Here is a 21,252-nt window from a genome sequence, read left to right as displayed (position 1 = left end):
AATAAAGAGAGAAAACATTTGAATCTTCTTTGTGACTGTGATAAGTTATCTTATGTACAAAATGACTAAAACGTTCAAACGGTCAATTTAACGAGGTGGGAAACATGTCCGTCGATCGGAAAAAGCTCATTCTGGAAGCGGCAACGAAGTCTTTTACACAATTCGGCTACAAAGCAACGACAATGGATCTGGTGGCAAAGCTTGCAAATGTGGGGAAGGGAACCATCTACACGTTTTTCAAAAACAAAGAAGAACTGTTTGATGATATTTTCACCACTATTTTAAGAGAAATGAAGGAACACGCAGACGAAGCGATGAAACCGGAGCTTTCATTTCACGAAAATGTCCACCGGGCGCTTGTCGCGATTTTGGAATTCAGAAAAACACACCAGCTGACTATTAAAATTTTTCAGGAGAACGCCGAGATTGGTACAATAGCCGTTCAGGATGTCATTGTGAAAATGGAGCGGGCCATTCTGTCATACATTAAAGAAAAGATAGAAACAGCCATTGAAAACGGAAGCATTAAACCGTGTGATCCGGAACTGACCGCTTTTGTGATGCTCAAGCTCTACATCGCACTGATATTTGACTGGGAAAAAAACCATCCGCCTCTTGAAAAAGAGACGATCGCTGAATTGCTGGAAATGTATGTTGGTCAAGGATTATCTAAATAATAGATGATCCTTCACTTTTTAGGTGCCGTGACCGTTTTGTCAAATGAGTCAGTTTGCGGAAGGAGGCAACAGGGTTGAATACAATAAAAAGCCAGTGGAAAGACATTGTAACGAACAAGAAACTGTTAATCCCCATCATTGCCATATTATTCGTTCCGCTGATCTACAGCGGAGTGTTTTTGAAGGCGTACTGGGACCCGTACGGCACGGTGGATCAGCTGCCGGTTGTCGTTGTCAACCAGGATAAAGGGGCGGACTACGAAGGGAAACATCTTCAGATCGGTGACGACCTTGTGAAAGAGTTAAAGAAAAATGATAATTTTGATTGGCATTTTTCAAGCGATCTTGATCAATCGTTAAAGGACTTATTAAATGCTAAATATTATTTATTGGTCGAGATTCCTGAAGATTTTTCTAAAAACGCCAGCACGGTAATGGATAAAAATCCGAAGAAGCTGGATCTGAAATATCATACGAATGCCGGATCAAACTATGTCGGCGCGACAATCGGGGAAAAGGCGATCGACAAACTGAAAGCCTCCGTGTCGAAAGAAGTGACAGAGCAATACGCAAAAGTCATTTTTGATAACTTTAAAGATATTGCCAAAGGGCTCGGCAAAGCCAGCAGCGGAGCCAAGAAAATAGACGACGGCACGAAAAACGCGAAAGACGGCAGCGCCAAGCTGAAGGAAAATTTAGCGAAGCTTACTGAAAGCACCGCCACCATCGGCGATAAAACACAGCAGCTTGCAGACGGCGCGGCGAAAGTGACAAGCGGAATTCAAACGCTTGACAGCTCTATCGCAAAACTTCAGAGCGCAAGCGCCGAAATTCAAGATAAATCAGGACAGATTGCTTCAGGAGGAGGCCAAGTGGCCAGCGGGCTGAAAACAAGCCTTGACGCACAAAAGCAGCTCCAGCAAAAGCTTCCGGATTTAACGAATGGATTAAGCGCGTTAAACAGCAAGGCGCAGGAAGTGTCGCAAAAAGCGGCGGCATTTGAAGATGCGATCAATTCAGTCAACCTGTCAGACATTGAAAACGCGGTTGGGCAGCTCGAACAGACTGAAAAGGACCTGCAGCAGTTTAAGAAGAAGCTTTCTGATCTGAAAAACAGCCTGGATGCCCGGGATGACGCGGTCAAAAAGGTGATTAAGGACAGTGATTTCTTAACGGATGAGCAAAAAGCGAAACTTGTTCAGCTTCTGAATGAGAAGCTTCCGAAGGCTGACCTTCCGGATTTAGACAATATCGTCAGCCAGCTTCCGTCCGGCGGAGATATTCAGCTTCCGGATATGTCAGTCATAAAAAGCGCGCTCAAAGATGTAAAAGCGAAGGCTGATCAGCTGAAAGCACTGCCTCAGTCCACATCGAAACTGTATAACGGCGCAGCGGCGGTACAAGACGCGATTAACCAGCTGACAGCGGGAACTGATAAATTATACAGCGGAGCGCAGACTGTTTTTGAAAGCCAAAACAAACTGACGGCCGGCATCGGCGAATACAACAGCAAGTTCGGACAGCTCAAATCAGGATCAGAAGCGTTAGTGTCAGGGAGCGGCCAAGTGTCAGGCGGCTTAACGAAACTGCTGGACGCGCAAAACAAAATCCATGACGGCTCGTCCAAAATTGAGCAGGGTCAAGCGTCTCTCGGCACCGGTTTAAGCAAGCTTTTAGACGGCACCGGACAATTGTCCAGCCAGCTGAAAGATGCGGCTGATCAAACCGGGGACATTAAGACAGATGACAAAACGTACAGCATGTTTGCCGATCCGGTAAAAACGGACGATAACGCGATTCATTCCGTGCCTAACTACGGTACCGGACTGACGCCTTATATTCTCTCTATGGGCTTGTATGTCGGCGGATTGATGCTGACGGTCGTATTCCCTCTGAGTGAAGCTTCAGGGCGTCCGAGAAACGGTTTTGAATGGTTCCTCAGCAAATTTAGTGTTATTCTGCTTGTCGGACTGATTCAATCCGTTATTGTCGCCACGGTTCTGTTAAAAGGAATCGGGCTTGATGTGGAAAGCACGTGGAGATTCTATCTCTTTACGATGATTACCAGCATCGCGTTCCTGTCCATGATTCAATTATTGGCGACAACGATGGGGAATCCGGGACGCTTTATCGCTGTCATCATTCTGGTGCTCCAGCTCGGGGCAAGCGGAGGAACCTTCCCGCTTGAACTCCTGCCGGGATTCTATCAAGTGATTCACGGGGCACTGCCGATGACTTACAGCATCAACGGGTTCCGTGCCGTCATTTCAAATGGCGACTACGGCTACATGTGGCAGCAGGCATCCATTCTGTTGGGCATCGCCGTTGTCATGATCGCGCTGACCATCGTGTATTTTACGGTGCAAAGCAAAAAAGAACACAAAACGGAAGAAGAAATAACAGCATAAGAAAAAGAGGCTCTGAGCAGATGCTCAGGGCCTCTTTTTTTTAGATTTCGATCGTCGTACTTTTAAAATCCCCATCTCACCAACAGTCCGGTATACGTCAATCCTCCGCCGAACCCGAATAATACCAGCGTCTGGCCTTCCGACAGTTTTTTTGCTTTCACAGCTTCATCCAATGCGAGAATAATAGAAACCGATGAAGTGTTGCCGTAATATTCAACGCTTGTCAACGTCCGTTCAAGCGGGAAGGGCAGTTTTTCGCAGATGGATTCGATCATCCGCATGTTGGCGCTGTGAGGAACGAACCAATCCAGATCGTCTTTTGAAAAGCCGGCTTTTTCTAAAAGGGCATTGCATTCCTCAGGCACGGTTCTGGCCGCCCATTTATATACTTCGCGCCCGTTTTGCACCATGTTTCCTCCGCCTTTAAGCGGCTCGCCGTTTAATTCTGTGCTCAGTCCCGTGCGATACAGCACGTCCGCGCTTCCTCCCGCTGTTCCTTGCACGGCTGCCAAAAAGCCCGGCGCTGATTCATCGCGTTCCACCAATAGGGCGCCTGCAGCGTCTCCGAAAAGAACGCAGGTCGTCCGGTCAGTATAATCCGTTACCTTTGATAATGTTTCACCGGCAATGACAATCACTTTTTGATGGGAACCGGCGGTAATTAATGCGTCTGCGAGCTGAAGGCCGTAAGTGAGTCCGGCGCATGTGGCGTTAATATCAAGCGCCCCCGTGTGCGGCCAGCCGAAGTAAGCCTGCACGCGTGCCGCGGTGCTTGGAAACGCATAGTCCGCCGTCGTTGTGGCGACAAGGATCATATCGACATCATCAAGAGTTCCGCTGTATCGTTCTGCAAGGTTTTTCACCGCTTCCACACACAAATCCGATGTGAATTCATGTTCGCCGGCAATGCGTCTTTCCTTCATACCGGTGCGCTGGACGATCCATTCATCAGATGTATCGACGATGCGCTCCAAATCCGCGTTTGTTAATCGGCGTGCCGGAGCATATGTACCGATTGCTGTAATTTTAGATTTTGACATGAAAAATCACTCCTTTATATCAGATTATAACACCTGATATTATTACTTGGTACTAATTTTAATAAAAAAACCCAAGCAGCATCCGCTGTTTGGGGAGCATGAGATATCTATTTGTAAAACGGGCTTGTGTGAACGATTACCAATGACGGCAGCAGCGGCGGCATGAATGATGATGCTTCTTTTTATCTTTCTTCTTTTTTTCTTTCTTCTTTTTACAAGGGTCTTCTTTTTTCTTTTTACAGTGATCTTTTTCTTTTTTACAGCCCCAGAAGGCTGCACCAGACCAATCATCCTCAAACCAATCCTCAAACCAATCATTATGAAACCTTTTCCGCTTGTGCGGTTTACGGCTGATCATACATTTCCCTCCTATGCTCATGCTCCCTTCATTCTATGAAAAAAGAGAAGGAAAAGATTGGACGGGTTATGGATCAAAAGAGTATATTTTAAGAAGAATAAAATTGATAGGAGGAATGACCTGTGGCAAATATGAAACATACGATGGAACTGATTAAAGAATTGGTGTCGATTCCGAGTCCGACGGGCAATACATACGAGGTTATCGCCTATACAGAAAGTCTTTTAAAAGAATGGGGCGTCTCCTCTTACAGAAACCGCAAAGGCGGTCTTTTTGTCACAATTCCCGGCCGTGATGACAAGAAACACAGATTGCTGACGGCGCATGTCGATACGCTCGGCGCGATGGTAAAGGAGATAAAGGCGGACGGACGGCTGAAGATTGACTTGATCGGCGGCTTCCGCTATCACTCGATTGAAGGGGAATATTGCGAGATCCAAACTTCTTCCGGCAAAACCTATACAGGCACCATCTTAATGCATCAGACTTCAGTGCACGTCTACAAGGACGCCGGCAAGGCAGAGCGGAATCAGGAGAATATGGAAGTCCGTCTTGATGAGCCTGTCCGGACGAAGGAAGAGACGTCCGATCTCGGCATCAGGGTCGGCGATTTCATCTCATTTGACCCGCGCGTGCAGATTACGCCGAGCGGCTTTATTAAGTCCCGGCATCTTGATGACAAAGCGAGCGTGGCTCTGCTCTTGAATTTAATCCGCCGCATCACGGAAGAGAAAATCGAACTTCCGTATACGACGCATTTTCTGATTTCTAATAATGAAGAAATCGGCTACGGAGGCAATTCCAACATTCCTCCTGAGACCGTCGAATACTTGGCTGTTGATATGGGGGCGATCGGCGACGGCCAGTCTACGGATGAATATACCGTCTCCATTTGCGTGAAGGATGCGAGCGGCCCGTACCATTATCAGCTCAGAAAACATCTGGCCGGGCTTGCGGAGCGCTATGGCATTGATTATCAGCTTGATATTTATCCGTATTACGGTTCTGATGCCTCAGCAGCCATCCGTTCGGGCCATGACATCGTCCATGGGCTGATCGGCCCGGGAATTGACGCTTCACACGCTTTTGAACGCACGCATGAATTATCGCTTCTTAATACGGCGAAGCTTTTGCACCGGTACGTTTTATCGCCGATGGCATAAAAAACCCTGCGCGGAAATCATTCCGTGCAGGGTTTTCATTTTAACCTGAGATGGTTGTGTTTTGTTCTGTTTTGGCGAGGCTCATGACCTTCGCGCCTTTAACGGGATCATACTGGCCTTCCCATTTTGACATCACAACGGATGCCAGCGCGTTTCCGGTCAGATTGACGACCGTACGGGCCATGTCCATAATCCGGTCAACACCGGCGATGAATGCAAGGCCTTCTGCAGGAATGTTGAATGCGCCTAATGTCGCAAGCAGGACGACGAAAGAAGTCCCGGGCACGGCAGCCATTCCTTTGGAAGTGACCATCAAGACAAGCACAAGGGTAATCTGCTGCCAAATGGACAAGTCAATGTGGTATACCTGAGCGAGGAATAAAGCGGCGATAGATTGGTACAGCACAGATCCGTCTAAGTTAAAGGTATATCCGATCGGCACAACAAAGGAAACAATACCTTTCGGACAGCCGATTTTCTCCATTTTTTCCATAACGCGGGGGAGTACGGTTTCGGAGCTTGACGTACTGAACGCTAATAAAATTTCATCCTTCATATAGGCGAGGAATTTGAAAATGTTTACTCCGGCAAGCTTTCCGACGATTCCGAATACAACAATGAGAAAGAAAGCCAAAGCTACATATACTAAACCGACCAGTTTACCGAGTGAAAGCAGGGAACTGAGCCCAAATTTGGAAACGGTAACACCAATCAACGCAAAAACACCAAACGGCGCAACTTTCATGACGAGGTTCACAACATGGAACATCGCATGAGAAACACCTTCAAAGAAGGCCAAGACAGGCTTTCCTTTTTCACCGATTGCCGAGATGCCGAGTGCAAACAGCACGGTAAAGCAGATGATGGCAAGCAGATCTCCTTCGGCTAATGATTGGAAGAAGTTTGTCGGTACGATATGCAGGAATGTGTCTGCGATAGATTTGTTATTTTGTTCTTTTTCTGTTTCAACATATTGACTGATATCTGTTTTTTGAGCTTCATGTATATTAACGCCTGTTCCCGGATGAAACAGATTCGCCAAAGCCAGCCCGAGAATAATGGCAAAAGTGGTAATGATCTCAAAATACAAAATCGTTTTGAAGCCTAATTTTCCGACTTGTTTTCCGCTTCCCGCGCCGGCAACGCCGATGATTAAGCTGGAGACGACAATTGGAATCACTATCATTTTGATTAAGCGTAAAAACAAATCGCCGATAGGCTGTAAATATGTTGGAATGGCGGGATTGCCGTACCAGATGACACCGACTACAACCCCTAGTATGAGTCCGACGAAAATTTGCGTCGCTAGTCCAAAGCGTAATTTTTTCATAGATTACCTCCCGAAGAAAAAAGTGCAATAAGTATCTAAAAAGATAGCTATTAGAACAAATTATAATAGAAAAGAAAACAATCCGTCTATAGAAAAATATAGATTGAATATACTGAATCTTTTAAAACGTACAGATAATTGCTAATAATGGTGAATAACGCCCTATTCAGAAAGTATGATGACGGCCGAAAAAACGGGCGCCGCACAACTTAGAATTGTGCGGCGCCCTATTGTCACATATCCTTAATTTTCAAGCAGTCATTGCACAGATTAATGTGACACTCATACTGCTCAACAATCTCATTTCCGCATTCTTCGCATTTCTTACCGGGTAAATTTCTGAAAAAATCCGACATCTTTTCCAACATACCCATCCCTCTTTCATTGTTTTGTCTCTACATTGTATTATAACAGTTTAAGAAAATCAACGGCTGTTTTGGCACAATGTTTAAAACATGCAATTTGTACGAAAAATAGGTATATTGGAGGAAAGGATCTTTTTATCATAAACATTGGAGGATCATATGAAAGTTACAGTTATTGGATGCTGCGGCGGGTTTCCGGCCGCAAACGAAGCAACTTCAGGCTATCTGTTTCAGTCCGGCGGCTATTCTCTGCTCGTCGATTGCGGAAGCGCCGTATTATCAAAGCTGTTTGCCTATGTTCCGGCAGAAGAGCTTGATGCCGTCATTTTGTCCCATTATCACCATGATCATATCGCTGATATCGGGCCGCTTCAATTTGCCAAACAGGTCGGCTCCTTTCTCGGAAAAGGGACGCATGCACTGCCGATTTACGGGCATGATGCTGATATAGAACAGTTTGAGCGCCTTACATATAAAACCCATACAAAAGGAGTGGCCTATCAGCCGGACCGCCCGCTTTCTCTAGGTCCGTTCACCATTACCTTCCTGAAAACGGTGCATCCGGTCACTTGTTATGCGATGCGGATTACTGACGGTTCAGCTTCTGTTGTGTATACGGCTGATTCAAGCTACCAGGACGCGTTTATCCCGTTTGCGGAAAATGCCGATCTGCTGATCTGCGAGTGCAATTTTTACGCGGACCAGGACGGCACGTCAGCCGGCCATATGAACAGTTTGGAAGCCGGACGGATCGCGAAGGAGGCCGGAGCGGGGGAGCTGATTCTCACGCATCTGCCTCATTTCGGCGAGCACCGGAAGCTGAAAGAAGAAGCGGAATCCGAGTTCGGGGGCGAAGTGACAATCGCCGCTTCCGGATTGAAGTGGGAGAAATAAAGGAGGAGCACCATGTTATTTATCGACAACCAAAACATAACCGACCCGAGGATCAACCTCGCGATCGAGGAATATTGCGTGAAGCATCTCGACCCTGAACAGACATACCTGCTGTTTTATGTCAATCAGCCGTCGATTATCATCGGGAAGAACCAAAACACAATAGAAGAAATCAATACGAAATACGTAGAAGATAACGGAATTATCGTCGTCCGCAGGCTGTCAGGAGGCGGTGCGGTTTACCATGACCTCGGGAATCTGAATTTCAGTTTTATCACTAAGGATGACGGCGACAGCTTTCACAATTTTAAAAAGTTCACCGAACCCGTTATTCAGGCGCTGCGCCAGCTCGGTGTGGAAGCTGAATTAAGCGGCCGAAATGACATCGTGGCGGACGGCAGAAAAATTTCCGGCAACGCTCAATTTTCGACGAAAGGGCGTATTTTCAGCCACGGAACATTAATGCTGGATTCCGCCATTGATCATGTTGTGTCAGCCTTGAAAGTGAAAAAAGACAAAATCGAATCAAAAGGCATTAAGTCGATCAGAAGCCGTGTCGCCAACATCAGCGAGTTTCTTGATGACAAAATGACGGCGGACGAATTCAAAAAGCATCTGCTTCACCATATTTTTAATACAAATGATCTTTCCGAAGTGCCGGAATATAAACTGACCGATGAAGACTGGAAAGCGATCCGGAAGATTTCCGAAGAGCGCTATCAAAACTGGGACTGGAATTTCGGAAGGTCGCCCGCATTTAATCTTCAGCATTCGAAACGTTATCCGGTCGGATCGATTGATCTGCGTCTTGAAGTGAAAAAAGGAATCATTCAGGACTGCAAAATTTTCGGTGATTTCTTCGGTGCGAAAGATGTGAGTGAAGTCGAACAGGCGCTGACCGGAAAACAGTATGACCGAACCGCTATCAAGGAGGCGCTGGCCGGAATCGATCTGAAACAGTATTTCGGCAAAATAGAGCTGGAAGATTTCCTCGAGCTGATTTATTAGAACATTTGCCGAACGCATGATTTGAATCAGCGCCCGTTTTTGTGAAATGATAGAACCATAATGAATGGGGAGGGATCATGATGAAAGTATTTCTCATCGGAGCAAACGGACAGATCGGACAGCGGCTGACCGGGCTGTTTCAAAAAGACGGCACGCATACGCTGCGGGCGATGGTCCGGAAACAAGAGCAGAAAGAAGCGCTTCAAGCCGCGGGAACAGAAGCCGTTCTTGCAGATTTGGAAGGAAGCCCGGAAGACATCGCGAAAGCCGCTGAAGGCTGTGACGCGATTGTGTTTACCGCCGGATCAGGAGGAAGCACCGGATACGATAAGACGCTTTTGATTGATCTTGACGGAGCCGCGAAAGCGATAGAAGCGGCAAAGATAGCCGGCATCAAGCGGTTCATTATGGTAAGCGCCCTTCAGGCTCATAACCGCGGCAATTGGAATGAAGCGCTGAAGCCGTATTACGCCGCAAAGCATTATGCGGATAAAATTCTTGAAGCGAGCGGTCTGACGTATACGATTATCCGGCCGGGCGGGTTATTAAATGATCCCGGCACGGGAAATATCAAAGCCGCGGCCGATTTGGAAAGAGGCTCCATTTCAAGAGACGATGTCGCCAAGACCGTTATCGCATCCCTTGATGAACCGAATACGTATGAAAAAGCATTCGATCTGACGGCGGGCGGCACGCCGGTCAGTGAAGCGCTGAAACAATTATAGTTTCCGGTTTTACGGCACTCGGGGCTTTTTGCCCTTGAGTGTTTTTCTATATTTTTCTATAATAAAAGTGAACGTTTATTCCGGATAAATGAATGACTATTCATTCATTACAATTTTTAAAGGGGTGGGAAAATGAATCTGGTTTCCAAATTGGAAGAAACGGCATCGCAGAAACCGGAAAAACCAGCTTGTCTGTTTCAAGATCAGTACATGACGTATGAGGAGCTGGCAGGTAAAATCAAAGCATTTGCAAACGGCTTGGAGGACAGGGGACTGAAAAAAGGGGATCATCTCGCGCTGCTGCTCGGAAATACGCCTGATTTTGTTATTGCGTTTTTCGGCGCGTTAAAAGCGGGAATTGTCGTCATACCTGTTAATCCGGCATATACACCTTCAGAAATCGCATACATGCTGAAAAACGGCGATGTCAAAGCGATCGCCGGCATCGACCTTTTAATTCCCGTATTTGAAAGCCTGCACGGCTCGCTGCCGCTGCTGGAGCATATCATTATCAGCCAGACAGCGGAGAACGCTCCATCGACAGAAGACCCTCAATTGCGCTTAAAAATGACAACGTTTACAAAAATGCTTCGCCCGGCGGAGCGCAGCAGAACTTATCCGACATTGTCCAAAGATGATACTGCCGTCATTTTATACACCTCAGGGACGACCGGAAAACCGAAAGGCGCCATGCTCACCCATCAGAATCTTTTCTCCAATGCAAATGATGTCGCCGGATACTTAGGAATGAATGAGAAAGACAAAATTGTGGCGGCATTGCCGATGTTTCACGTTTTTTGTTTAACCGTTTGTATGAATGCGCCTCTGATGAGCGGAGCGTGTGTCTTAATCGAGCCGCAATTCAGCCCGGCTTCTGTGTTTAAACTGATTAAAAGCCGTCAGGCAACCATTTTTGCCGGCGTTCCGACGATGTATAACTATCTGTATCAATACGAGCACGGCAAGGCGGAGGATTTTGCGTCCGTCAGACTGTGCATTTCAGGCGGGGCCTCCATGCCGGTCGCTCTGTTGCAGACGTTTGAACAAACCTTTGACGTCACCATTCTGGAGGGGTACGGACTTTCTGAAGCGTCTCCGGTTACTTGTTTTAATCCGTTTGACCGGGGGAGAAAGCCCGGCTCGATCGGGACGAATATTTTACATGTCGAAAATAAAGTCGTCGATACGCTCGGACGCGAATTGCCCGACCATCAAGTGGGAGAATTGATCGTGAAAGGGCCGAATGTGATGAAAGGCTATTACAAGATGCCCGAGGAGACGGAGCACGCGCTGAAAGACGGCTGGCTGTACACGGGTGATTTGGCGAAGCGCGATGAAGACGGTTATTTTTATATCGTCGACAGAAAAAAAGATATGATTCTCGTCGGCGGATACAACGTCTATCCGCGCGAAGTAGAAGAAGTGCTCTACAGCCATGAGGGCATTAAAGAAGCCGTGGTCATCGGCGTTCCTGACGCCAAAACGGGGGAAGCGGTGCATGCTTATATAGTGCCGGGGGACGGTGAGCTGACAGAGCAGGCGGTTTTTGATTACTGTGAAACACATTTGGCAAAATATAAACGGCCGGCGGAAGTGGTTTTTCTTGATGAGATTCCGAAGAACGCGACCGGGAAGCTGCTGAGGCGGGCGGTCCGGGACATGCTTCCGAAATGACGGACGAAAAGCGAAGCCGGGGGCTTCGCTTTTACATGCTGATCCGGTCAGCTCTGCGATTCTTCCTTAATGATGCTTTGCACAAGCTTCGTATCATGCCGGGTCAGTTTGTAATACGTGTTTTTATACTTGTACAGCATATAATTGCCGCCTTCGAGCCACATGCTGAATGAATCAAAACGGTCTTCATGGTATTTGACCGTTCCGTCGTAATCGGGAGATACGCTTTTGGTCAGTTTGACTTGTTTTCCTTGGTTCAAGATATCGAGCATATCTTTTACATTCTGCCTGTCTTTAATTTTGATTTCTTTTTTTCCGTGCTCAGACAGAATAATCAGATCTGCGTTGCTTGATGGAAACACATCGCCGGTCCGGCTGTATACATAGAAGAAAGCAATAACCAAAAGGGCGATTACTACAATAAACGCGATTATTTTTTTCATATTCATCACTCCGTCTTTTAGTCTTTCCCGCTTCCTGTTGTTCCATTCTTTTCTGTTATGAAAAGATTAACATCCGTTTCGGAGGCTTGGTTCTATTTATTTGCATTTATGCTTACAATAGGAGTAAGTCATCAGGCTAAGGAGGGAGACTTCCATGCGCAAATGGATAGCGGCAGCGGGACTTGCCTATGTGCTGTACGGCCTTTTTTTCTATTGGTATTTCTTTATGACAGGCGACTCCGCCGTCCCGGAGGCCGTAAAGGGAACGAAAGCCGATCCGTCCTCGTTTATGGACCCGGGCCGCCTGGAAGCCGCTGAAAACTTTTCAAATGTAAAGGATTTTTTATTTTTCATCGGTGCGCCGTTAGATTGGTTTTTATTTTTTCTGCTGCTTATTACGGGGCTTGCCAAAAAAATAAAGCATTGGCTGGAAGCAGCGGTGCGCTTTCGGGTGCTGCAAATCGGAAGCTTCGTATTTGTGATTTCACTCATCGTTACGGCGGCTTCGCTTCCGCTTGAATGGATCGGATATCGGGTTTCGCTTGCGTATCATATTTCGACGCAGACAACAGCAAGCTGGATAAGAGACCATGTCATTGATTTCTGGATCAGTTTTCCGCTGTTTGCCGTGTGTGTGCTTGTGTTTTACTGGCTGATCACAAAGCATACAAAAAAATGGTGGTTTTACGCTTGGTGTCTTACTGTGCCGTTTACCCTGTTTTTGTTTTTCCTGCAGCCGGTCGTGATTGATCCTTTATACAATGATTTCTATCCGCTGAAAGACAAGGAGCTGGAAAGCAAAATCTTGTCGCTTGCCGACAAGGCCGATATTCCGGCCAGCCATGTTTATGAAGTAAATATGTCGGAGAAAACGAATGCGCTGAATGCGTATGTGACGGGAATCGGTTCGAATAAGCGAATCGTTTTGTGGGATACGACGCTTAACAAACTGAAGGATCGGGAAATTTTGTTCATTATGGGGCATGAGATGGGGCACTATGTGATGAAGCACGTGTACATCGGACTGGCCGGGTATCTCCTGCTGTCATTAGCCGGGTTCTATATCATTGACAAGCTTTATAAGCGGCTGTCCAAATTCTTCGGCCGAATGCTTCATATAAAGGGGCCTGAAGATCTGGCCGCCCTCCCGCTGTTATTGCTGCTCATATCCGTTCTCAGTTTTGCTTCTGATCCGATTACGAATGCCGTCTCCCGGTATCAGGAAAACGCCGCCGACCGTTACGGCATCGAGCTGACCGGTAACCGGGAAGCGGCGATTGAGACGTTTCAGGACTTGGCCGATACGGGACTGAGCCGGGTCAACCCGCCGTTTCTCGTCAAAATTTTCAGAGGGAGCCACCCGTCGATCATGGAGCGGATTGAACATGCGGAGGAAGAAAAATAATAAAAAAAACCGGCGGGGCCATGGCCGACGCCGGTTTTTTTATGTTTTACTGAGCTGCCGCCTGTACGTTGATCAGCCCTTTTCCGTAGTAGAAAGCATCACCAAGTTTTGTAGTGGTGTTTTCTAAACTGCTGCGGACTTGAGTGTTTGTCCAGTTCGGGTGCTTAGAAAGAATCAAAGCAGCCGCTCCGGCAACGTGCGGAGATGCCATTGACGTACCATTGTACGCGCCGTATTTGTTTCCAGGAAGCGTGCTTTGGATAGAGACGCCTGGTGCCATGACATCAAGCTCAGAACCTACGCTTGAGAAAGATGCTCTTTGGTTGCTGCTGTTAACAGCGCCTACTGCAATGACAGAAGGGTATTTACCAGGGTAGCCCACTGTGCTTGAGCCGCCGGAAGTGCCTTCGTTACCGGCTGCCGCTACGACTACGACGCCGGAAGCAACGGCTTTGTCAACTGCCGCTTTTAACGCTGCAGAACCAGAAGGTCCGCCGAGGCTCATGTTAATAACGTCCATATTGTTTGCGATCGCCCACTCAATTCCGTTAATGATCCAGCTGTACTGGCCGGAACCGTCAGCGCCGAGAACTTTTACAGCGTAAAGAGATGCGCTTGGCGCAACGCCTAATACACCGACTGAGTTATTAAGAGCCGCAACTGTACCGGCAACGTGAGTTCCGTGAGAGTTGTAGTCTTGGAAAGGATTTGTTTCAGAAGGAACCATGCTGGCTCCGCCTGCTACTTTTAAATCAGGATGAGAAGAATCGATACCGCTGTCGATAACCGCTACTTTCACATTTGATCCAGTGAAGCCTTGAGAGTGCAGAGCAGGGGCTTTAATTTGTGATACGCCGTAAGGCACGGACTGCGCGTACGCTTTTGCAACGTGATCTTCTTCAACGTAAGCGACGCTTGGGTCTTTTTTCAGCTCTTTTACAGCTTTTTCATTTAATGTAGCTGAAGCTGCGTCTACATATTTGAATTGCTTTTGCACTTTCCCGCCTTTTTCAGAAATGACATCTTTTTTCTTAGCGGCGCTCATCGTGCTCATTGTCTGTTTAAATCCGACAATGTATTTCTTTTCCCCGTTTGATTTCCCTGCCGCCTGGGCAGGAGACGTGCTGCCGAACGCCATCGTAAAGATTAACGCTAAAGCAAACAGCAAACTGATCCATACCTTTTTGCCTCTCACTCTTTATCCTCTCCTTTTTTTCATTTACAGAACAACCAATAGACAGATTATTCTGTGGATTAATTGTATAGCATGGAATAATATTTTAGTAGACCCAATTTTTTTCAATTTGTTTTATTTCTATTTAGGTATATCATCTCTCTTTCGTTTAATAGGAACCCGAAATATTTAAATTTTAATGGAAAAAACCGATGGAAGGACATGAGTATTTGTACACAGCCGCAATCGCTCTCTTGTTTGCTGGGTCGAACGGTTTGATTCCATTTTTGGAAGCTGCGGCAAAAACAGGATAAATGTCACCTTTTGTTGAATGCAGAAGTCTGATGGAAACGGAAGCGGAATGAAATAAAGCGGCCGGCATGAATCAGTCTTCGGCTTTCTTGACGGAGAAAAGCTGTGAAACCATTTTATAAAAATAATGATAATGAATATCATTGATACTTATATTGTCAATGATATAATTGCGGAAAAACGAAAGAGGGGGAACAGATGAAACAAATTTTCAGTATGCTGATGATCTTATCCGTTCTCTTCATAACGGCATGCTCAGAACAGGAACATGAAACCGCCGTCAGGCACGATCTGGGGACGGCGCATGTGGCTGCGCACCCGCAGCGCATCGCCGTATTGAATGAGGGCTTTATTGATACCCTCCATGATCTCGGCATAAAGCCGGCGGCCGCGGCGGATAACCGGACAGAGCGAAAAGACGGCAGTCCGTCTGTCGGACCACCGTCACACCCTGATTTGAAAAAGATCACTTCGTTAAAGCCCGATCTCATCATTGCAGACTCAAGCCTTCACAGGGGGATATACCGAAAACTGACAAAGATCGCTCCGACAATCGCTTTAAAAAATGAAGCTGCGGATTATCAGGATGCGGTTGACGCTGCCCTTACTATTGAAAAGGCGGTCGGTAAAGATGGCATCATAGAGAAACAATTGTCGGCTCAGGAAGAAAAGCTGAATGACATCAAAAGAAAGCTGGATGCAGAAGGCGGCACGATTTTATTAATTGACGCTGCAAATGACAGCATTTCCGTAAAGGATGATCAGTTTTTTACGTCCCGGCTTTTGACGCTCGCAGGGTTTACCTATGCGGTCCAGACGGATTCCGGCGGGAAATCAGACTCTATCAAGATGGCGCCCGGGCAGCTTTTGCATATCGATCCTGATTACATCGTGCTGTTGGACGGTGAGAAAGAACTCGAAAAAAATCACCTCTGGAAACAGCTGACAGCCGTAAAAAACGGACACGTTTACCGCGCGGACAGGGCGGTATGGACGGAGCGCCGGAGCATTGACGGGGCGGACGCCATATTACATGATCTTCAGAAAAAAATGCTCGCCAAAAAGGCCCAAAACTGAATTCGGGCCTTTTTGTTATGATTCTGATAGGTGGCTGCTTACATTGTAATCTTTGATGCGCCACTTATTTTCAATTCGTTCGATATTGCTTAGGCACGCATTGACAAGCTTTGCGTTTTGGATGCCGGTATCACCGTCAGAAATGGCGGACAAGAGGGCATGAATGGCTGCGCCGTGAGCGACGATCAGAACTTTTTGCTCAGGAAACCGCTCCTGAACTTTCACTAAACCGGCAAGCATTCTGTCTGTCAGCTCTTCTGCTGTCTCCATGTTCGGGTAGTTTTTATCCGGGTAGCGCTTCGACCGTTCCGGTAAAGACATTCCTTCCGCATCACCGTAGCTCCGTTCTCTGAAATCTTCCATGACGACAATGGGAAGATTCAAAAATCCGTTAATAATGTCAGCTGTTTTTCTGGCCCGTTTCATCGGGCTTGAGACGATGACATCCCATTCGGACCCCTTTAAGTACTCTCCTGTTTCTTTCGCCTGACGCTCTCCCGTCGCATTTAACGGAATATCCGATTTGCCTTGAAGCTTCTTTTGGGCATTCCAATCAGTCTCTCCATGTCTTACTAAACAAACGGCAGTCATAAAGTCTCCACTCCGATCATTTTTTATCGATATCATCTATTATACTGCCGTTACGTTAACACTTCAAAGAGAAGCGCCAGTCCGACTCCGCCTCCGCTGCCGATCGCTGCTGCTGCGTAGCGGGCATCCGGGCGTCTTTTTGCTTCATAAAAAAGCCGGGTGACAAGCGCCGCTCCGGAAGCCCCGTACGGATGCCCGACGGCCAGAGCGCCGCCCCGGACATTTATTTTAGAATACGGCACTCGAAGCTGCTGTGAAAAAACGCATATTTTGACGGCAAACGCCTCGTTGATTTCGTATATATCAATATCATCCGGTGACAGGTCCCGTTCCTTCAAAAGTTTTTTGACGGCATAAACCGGAGCTGCTGACGGATAATGCGGATGGACGCCGCTTACCGCGCTTCCGATAAAACGCAATCCCGGCTTTAAACCGAGAGACCGCGCTTTTTGTTCTTCCATCACACAAACTGCCGCCGCCCCGTCAGAAATTCCGCAGCTGTTGGCGGCGGTGACAGAGCCTCCGGACTGAAAGACGGGCTTGGCACGGGAGATGAGAGGCTCCATGTTCCGCTTTTTCAGCATGTTTTCGTCAGCGGCGAATCCGTGACAGGGAAGAATTTCCGGGCGGTACAAGCCGTCTTCGTGCGCTTTGACGCTCCGTTCATAGCTGAGAAGGGCATATTCGTCCTGCATCTTTCTCGTTACGCCGTAAGCCTGTGCCGTATACTCTGCTGCTATGCCCATATCAGGATCGCCGATGTGTTCAGGAGAAAAGCGCGCCCGGGATGAGAAAGGGGAACGGCTGCTGCTCTCCGCTCCTCCCGCGATGTATGTGCTCCCCGCACCGGCTTTAGCAAAGTGGCACGCGACCCTCACGGCGTCCAGTCCGGAGCCGCACTGCCTGTCGATGGTCGTACCGGACACGCTCAAAGGAAGTCCGGCGGCCAAGGCTGACAGCCGGGCGAGATTCCCGCCGCGGCCCGTCGCGTTTCCGATCAGGACTTCATCAATGTCTTCGGGCATGTTCCGGCTCAAATGGCGGATCAGCGGAGCTGCCAAATCTTCTGGGAGACAGTCTTTTAACAGGCCGTTTTCCCGGGCGAAAATCGTCCGTTTCGCATCCGTAATTACAGCTTCCATTCTATCATGTCCTTTGCCTGCTTTTGTACGGCGGCACGGGCGATCTTTCCGCCGGCTGTTTCCGGTATTTCTGAAAACAGCCACTTTTTCGGGATTTTATATGCCGCCAGCTGCTCGCGGCACTGTTTCTTCAGTTCCTTTACATTTGCATCTCCGTCGATCACCGCAACGGCGATGCTGCCCCAATAATCATCAGGAATGCCGATGACGGCCGCTTTTCTGACGCCCGGACAGCGGTTGAGCACACGTTCTATCTCTTCAGGGAATACATTCAGGCCGCCTGATACGATCATCCCGTTTTCACGTCCTTCGATATAAAGATAGCCTTCACGATCAATATATCCCATGTCATCAACCGTCATCCAGCCGGAATCATCAGGTTTTGCGCCGTTGATGTATCCGGAAAATTTCATCGGGCTGTTCACAAAAATCTTCCCCGTTTCGCCCGGCATGCAGCGTTCTCCGCCGGGCCGGCGGATTTCGATTGTAACTTTTTCAAACGGGCGGCCCGCCGCGTCAGGCTTTCGGGCGCTGTCTTCAGGCGATAAGAACGCCACGAAACTCAGCTCAGACGTTCCGTAAAAATCGTACAACCGCAAATGGGGATAGCGCTCTGACAGCGCTTGTTTAGACGAAGCGGGCCAGTCTGCACCGGAAGAAATCACCTTGAGCGGTGTATCCGGAAACGACTCTAGTGAGAGCAGGGCGTCCGTCATTGTCGGAACGGTATATAGAACGTCAGCTTGTCTGAGCCGGTCTTTCATTCCGGCCGGGTTGAATTTTCTTTGAAGGATGACGGTTCCGCCGATAAACAAAGTGCTGACGGCGCCGTATAAAAAGTGTGACGAGCGAAGCGTGCCCGGTACCAGCACTTTGTCATCAGGGGAAATGCCGAATTCACGTTTCGTACAAGAAAAGCTCTCCAGCCACGAACGGTGAGAGCGGGTGAAGGCTTTCGGCTTACCGGTCGATCCCGAGGTGAATCCGGTATAAAAGGGCAGGCCGGCGTTTTTGATAAAAGCGCCTTCCGTTTTTTCCGCCTCGATCAAAGGCCTGCATTCATCCCACAGGATGACAGGCGTTTTGACGCCGTCCAGTCTGCCGCTCAGCCGGCGGTCACAGATGACGAGGCCGGTTTTGCTGATGTTCAGCTGGTCCGCGAGTTCCGCCGCTGCCGAGCGGGGATCTAACGGAACCGCCGTGCAGCCGGCATGCGCCGCCCCTGCGAAAAGTTGTAAAAAAGGGATGCCGTTCGGCAGTAATATTGCAATGTTTTCCGGCTTACCTGAAAGGCTGCCAAGCCAGTTTGCGGTTTGGTTAACTAGCCTGTTCCAAGTTTGATAGGTGATCTGTTCTGTTTCTGTCTGAATTGCGATCTGTTCCGGCGCTTGTCCGGCTGTATCTGAATATGATGATGTAATCATGATGACTAAAATCAGCTTCCTTTCGTCGGCAAAAGCCGGCTTGCTTGAAGAGTTTTTCTGATTCTTACGGCTGCGAATGAGGCTGCGGCCGCTTTAAGCAGATCTCCGGGCACATAGATGAGGCTGAGCTTTACGGCAGTCAAGATATCAATGTGCATCATAAAAGCCTGAACGGGAATGCCGATGACATACAAAAACAGCACGCCGAACAAGAACTGTCTGATAAACAAATGGGGGACAGCAGCTGAGCGAAGGCCTTGGATGCTGAGGCTCAGCAGTAATGCCGCCAGCGGATATGCGATGAGATATCCGGCGCTCGGCCCGAAAAAAACCCCGAACCCGCCTCTGCCGCCTGAAAGGAGAGGCGCTCCGCATGCCACAATCAGCAAAAAAAGCAATTGGCTTAAAAACGCCGCTTTCGGTTTTAGGATGCTTCCCGATAAGAGCACTCCGATCGTCTGGAGCGTAATCGGAACCGGCGTAAAGGATAAGAAAAGCGGCGGGAGCAGCCCCAAAAGTCCCATAATGGCGGTAAACACGGCAATATGCATCATTTCTGTCAATTTCATTATGTATTCCTCCAGCTTATCAAAATATGTTTATACAATAAAGCGAGTCTTTATATATGTCAACTCTATTATATTTTAAGTTAACATTAAAAAGACCGGCCCTTTATGAAAAAGGCCGGTCGGTTTATCTTTATTCTTCTGTAAGGATAACAAGTGAATCAACGGATGATGCAACGTGGGAAACGGCGCGGCTGACTTCTTGAAGGCCGCCGAGAAAGGCCTGCAAATCAACGTCGATTTTGCCTGTCTGGTCTTTGCTCGTTTTCATGCTTTGGACGATGTCATCAAACAGACGGTTGATCTGCGCCATTTTTTCTTTCGTTTCACTTACAAGTCCGTTTACATCTTTAATATGTTTGGACACGATGTTGATTTGTGTATTGGTATTGTTCACGAGCTCTGATACGGTGGAAACGGTTTTTTTCGTATCCTCTGAAAGCTTTCTTACCTCCGTCGCCACAACGGCGAACCCTTTGCCGTGCTCCCCGGCTCTCGCGGATTCTATTGAAGCGTTGAGTGACAGGAGATTCGTTTGCTCGGCGATCCCCGTCACGATGCCGAAGATTTTTTCGATCTGCTGGGCGATGTCATTCAGCTTGTCCATTTCTTCTTCAATCTGCAGAAGGCTGGCGTCGATTTTATTCATCTGCTGCTGCTGGCTTTCAAGCTCTTTTTTCCCGCCGATTGATTTTTCTTCGACATGTACGGAAGTGACGGTGCCGGCTTTTGACGCCTCGGAAATGCCCTCGGATTTATCGACCAGCTCCTGCACGGCTCTGCTCGTTTCTGAAAACAAATCAGCGAGTGATCCGGATGTTTCCTGGATTTTTTGATGAAGACGGGCTTTCTTTTCCTCTTGTTCGTCACGCTGGCAGTTATATTCGCTCTGGAATGCTTCAAGGACGAGCTGCTGTTCAAGATTCAATATTTTCGTCGTCGCTTTGATCGCTTTTAAAAGCTCATGCAAATCCGGAATGGTTGCTTCATATATGTTCATCATCGACAGAAGCAGATCCTGAAACGCTCCCATATACCATTTCGGTTCAAGGCCGATCCGCAAGTGGATGGAAGCGATGCGCTGTCTTTTTTCAATGAATTCATCATCAATCGTGCCGGCGAACATCTCATGGATATGACGCCGTAATGTTTTTTTCAGGCGCTCGACCGTGCTGTGGTCGTTAATGATCGTCATTAATGATTTTTCGTGGTCCAGGTTTCGGTAAAAGGAATCGACGATTGTTGAGATATGTTCTTTTATTAACGGCTGCAGCTCTTCAAGCACATGAAGTTCTTCGTTTCCCAGCCTGACCATTTTCAGCTGTTTTTGGACATCTGCATATTGATTTGAAAGCGCGATGCGTTTTTTTCCATCGGCTTCTGAAAAATAAGCTGTTTCTTTTTTGCGGTCTTTTTTAAATAACAATATTAGTTCCCCCAGATATTCTCTTTTTCTTTTTATCGGTTTGGAAGGAA

General features: G+C 47.7%; 20 protein-coding genes and 1 pseudogene. 9 read left to right on the top strand and 12 right to left on the bottom strand.

Translation table 11 applies throughout. The features are described 5' to 3' along the window. Positions 1 to 104: 104 nt before the first annotated feature. Positions 105 to 677 carry a TetR/AcrR family transcriptional regulator gene (locus AC3WTF_RS07440; RefSeq protein ID WP_007610428.1) on the top strand — a complete coding sequence of 191 codons (573 nt, stop codon included), beginning with the start codon at positions 105 to 107 and terminating at the stop codon, positions 675 to 677. Positions 678 to 751: 74 nt separating this feature from the next. Next, a complete protein-coding gene (locus tag AC3WTF_RS07435; RefSeq protein WP_007409209.1) occupies positions 752 to 3,085 on the top strand; it encodes a YhgE/Pip domain-containing protein in 2,334 nt (777 codons plus the stop codon). A gap of 62 nt (positions 3,086 to 3,147) precedes the next feature. On the opposite strand, the gene fabHB is transcribed toward AC3WTF_RS07435, so the two are convergent. Both fabHB and AC3WTF_RS07425 read right to left on the bottom strand, forming a co-directional pair. Beyond that, positions 3,148 to 4,125, bottom strand: coding sequence for a beta-ketoacyl-ACP synthase III FabHB (gene fabHB, locus AC3WTF_RS07430; RefSeq protein ID WP_007409208.1), 978 nt, complete (start codon positions 4,123 to 4,125; stop codon positions 3,148 to 3,150). 136 nt (positions 4,126 to 4,261) lie between these two features. Further along, positions 4,262 to 4,483: a hypothetical protein gene (locus AC3WTF_RS07425; protein WP_007409207.1), complete on the bottom strand. Its 222-nt coding sequence runs from the start codon at positions 4,481 to 4,483 to the stop codon at positions 4,262 to 4,264. A gap of 131 nt (positions 4,484 to 4,614) precedes the next feature. Here AC3WTF_RS07425 and AC3WTF_RS07420 point away from each other — a divergent pair, with 131 nt between their 5' ends. After that, positions 4,615 to 5,646, top strand: coding sequence for a M42 family metallopeptidase (locus AC3WTF_RS07420; protein WP_007409206.1), 1,032 nt, complete (start codon positions 4,615 to 4,617; stop codon positions 5,644 to 5,646). A gap of 40 nt (positions 5,647 to 5,686) precedes the next feature. Here the strand turns inward: AC3WTF_RS07420 and gltT are convergent, their stop codons facing one another. Both gltT and yhfH read right to left on the bottom strand, forming a co-directional pair. After that, positions 5,687 to 6,976 (bottom strand): glutamate/proton symporter GltT, encoded by a 1,290-nt coding sequence (gene gltT, locus AC3WTF_RS07415; protein ID WP_003155211.1) that lies wholly within the window; start codon positions 6,974 to 6,976, stop codon positions 5,687 to 5,689. A 233-nt stretch (positions 6,977 to 7,209) separates the two neighbouring features. After that, entirely contained in the window at positions 7,210 to 7,332 is a 123-nt protein-coding gene (gene yhfH, locus AC3WTF_RS07410; protein ID WP_370465857.1) for a protein YhfH, read from the bottom strand. A gap of 168 nt (positions 7,333 to 7,500) precedes the next feature. On the opposite strand from yhfH, the gene AC3WTF_RS07405 reads away from it, so the two are divergent. The 4 genes from AC3WTF_RS07405 (at position 7,501) to AC3WTF_RS07390 (ending at position 11,642) form a co-directional block, all read left to right on the top strand. Next, positions 7,501 to 8,235, top strand: coding sequence for an MBL fold metallo-hydrolase (locus AC3WTF_RS07405; RefSeq protein ID WP_015239517.1), 735 nt, complete (start codon positions 7,501 to 7,503; stop codon positions 8,233 to 8,235). Between the two features lie 12 nt (positions 8,236 to 8,247). Beyond that, positions 8,248 to 9,243: a lipoate--protein ligase gene (lplA, locus tag AC3WTF_RS07400; protein ID WP_007409204.1), complete on the top strand. Its 996-nt coding sequence runs from the start codon at positions 8,248 to 8,250 to the stop codon at positions 9,241 to 9,243. A gap of 80 nt (positions 9,244 to 9,323) precedes the next feature. Then, the gene (locus tag AC3WTF_RS07395; protein WP_007409203.1) at positions 9,324 to 9,968 is read left to right on the top strand and encodes an SDR family oxidoreductase; all 645 of its coding nucleotides are present in this window, start codon (positions 9,324 to 9,326) and stop codon (positions 9,966 to 9,968) included. Between the two features lie 132 nt (positions 9,969 to 10,100). Beyond that, positions 10,101 to 11,642: a fatty acid--CoA ligase family protein gene (locus AC3WTF_RS07390; protein WP_007409202.1), complete on the top strand. Its 1,542-nt coding sequence runs from the start codon at positions 10,101 to 10,103 to the stop codon at positions 11,640 to 11,642. 47 nt (positions 11,643 to 11,689) lie between these two features. On the opposite strand, the gene AC3WTF_RS07385 is transcribed toward AC3WTF_RS07390, so the two are convergent. Continuing rightward, positions 11,690 to 12,085 carry a YhfM domain-containing protein gene (locus AC3WTF_RS07385; RefSeq protein ID WP_012117225.1) on the bottom strand — a complete coding sequence of 132 codons (396 nt, stop codon included), beginning with the start codon at positions 12,083 to 12,085 and terminating at the stop codon, positions 11,690 to 11,692. 154 nt (positions 12,086 to 12,239) lie between these two features. Here AC3WTF_RS07385 and AC3WTF_RS07380 point away from each other — a divergent pair, with 154 nt between their 5' ends. Further along, entirely contained in the window at positions 12,240 to 13,490 is a 1,251-nt protein-coding gene (locus tag AC3WTF_RS07380; RefSeq protein ID WP_012117226.1) for a M48 family metallopeptidase, read from the top strand. 46 nt (positions 13,491 to 13,536) lie between these two features. Here AC3WTF_RS07380 and AC3WTF_RS07375 read toward each other — a convergent pair whose 3' ends face one another. After that, positions 13,537 to 14,685: a S8 family peptidase gene (locus AC3WTF_RS07375; protein WP_007409199.1), complete on the bottom strand. Its 1,149-nt coding sequence runs from the start codon at positions 14,683 to 14,685 to the stop codon at positions 13,537 to 13,539. Positions 14,686 to 15,174: 489 nt separating this feature from the next. Here AC3WTF_RS07375 and AC3WTF_RS07370 point away from each other — a divergent pair, with 489 nt between their 5' ends. After that, positions 15,175 to 16,053, top strand: a complete 879-nt coding sequence (locus AC3WTF_RS07370) for an ABC transporter substrate-binding protein (protein WP_106080408.1) — start codon at positions 15,175 to 15,177, stop codon at positions 16,051 to 16,053. A gap of 15 nt (positions 16,054 to 16,068) precedes the next feature. Here AC3WTF_RS07370 and AC3WTF_RS07365 read toward each other — a convergent pair whose 3' ends face one another. The 6 genes and pseudogenes from AC3WTF_RS07365 to AC3WTF_RS07340 form a co-directional block, all read right to left on the bottom strand. Next, a complete protein-coding gene (locus AC3WTF_RS07365; RefSeq protein ID WP_020955595.1) occupies positions 16,069 to 16,644 on the bottom strand; it encodes a histidine phosphatase family protein in 576 nt (191 codons plus the stop codon). A 50-nt stretch (positions 16,645 to 16,694) separates the two neighbouring features. Then, positions 16,695 to 17,786, bottom strand: a complete 1,092-nt coding sequence (locus tag AC3WTF_RS07360; RefSeq protein WP_032866169.1) for an acetyl-CoA C-acyltransferase — start codon at positions 17,784 to 17,786, stop codon at positions 16,695 to 16,697. Further along, positions 17,774 to 19,210, bottom strand: a complete 1,437-nt coding sequence (locus tag AC3WTF_RS07355) for an acyl-CoA synthetase (RefSeq protein WP_129003969.1) — start codon at positions 19,208 to 19,210, stop codon at positions 17,774 to 17,776. The genes AC3WTF_RS07360 and AC3WTF_RS07355 overlap by 13 nt, the downstream gene beginning before the upstream one ends. 11 nt (positions 19,211 to 19,221) lie before the next feature. After that, positions 19,222 to 19,779: a biotin transporter BioY gene (locus AC3WTF_RS07350; protein WP_003155185.1), complete on the bottom strand. Its 558-nt coding sequence runs from the start codon at positions 19,777 to 19,779 to the stop codon at positions 19,222 to 19,224. A 130-nt stretch (positions 19,780 to 19,909) separates the two neighbouring features. After that, positions 19,910 to 20,707, bottom strand: a complete 798-nt coding sequence (locus AC3WTF_RS07345; protein WP_371265894.1) for a methyl-accepting chemotaxis protein — start codon at positions 20,705 to 20,707, stop codon at positions 19,910 to 19,912. A gap of 9 nt (positions 20,708 to 20,716) precedes the next feature. Then, positions 20,717 to 21,091: pseudogene (locus tag AC3WTF_RS07340) on the bottom strand (protoglobin domain-containing protein); the annotation flags it as partial. Between the last annotated feature and the right edge of the window lie 161 nt (positions 21,092 to 21,252).

The organism is Bacillus sp. EB106-06-01-XG163, from assembly GCF_058791615.1.
This window is presented reverse-complemented; position numbering and strand designations above follow the sequence as displayed.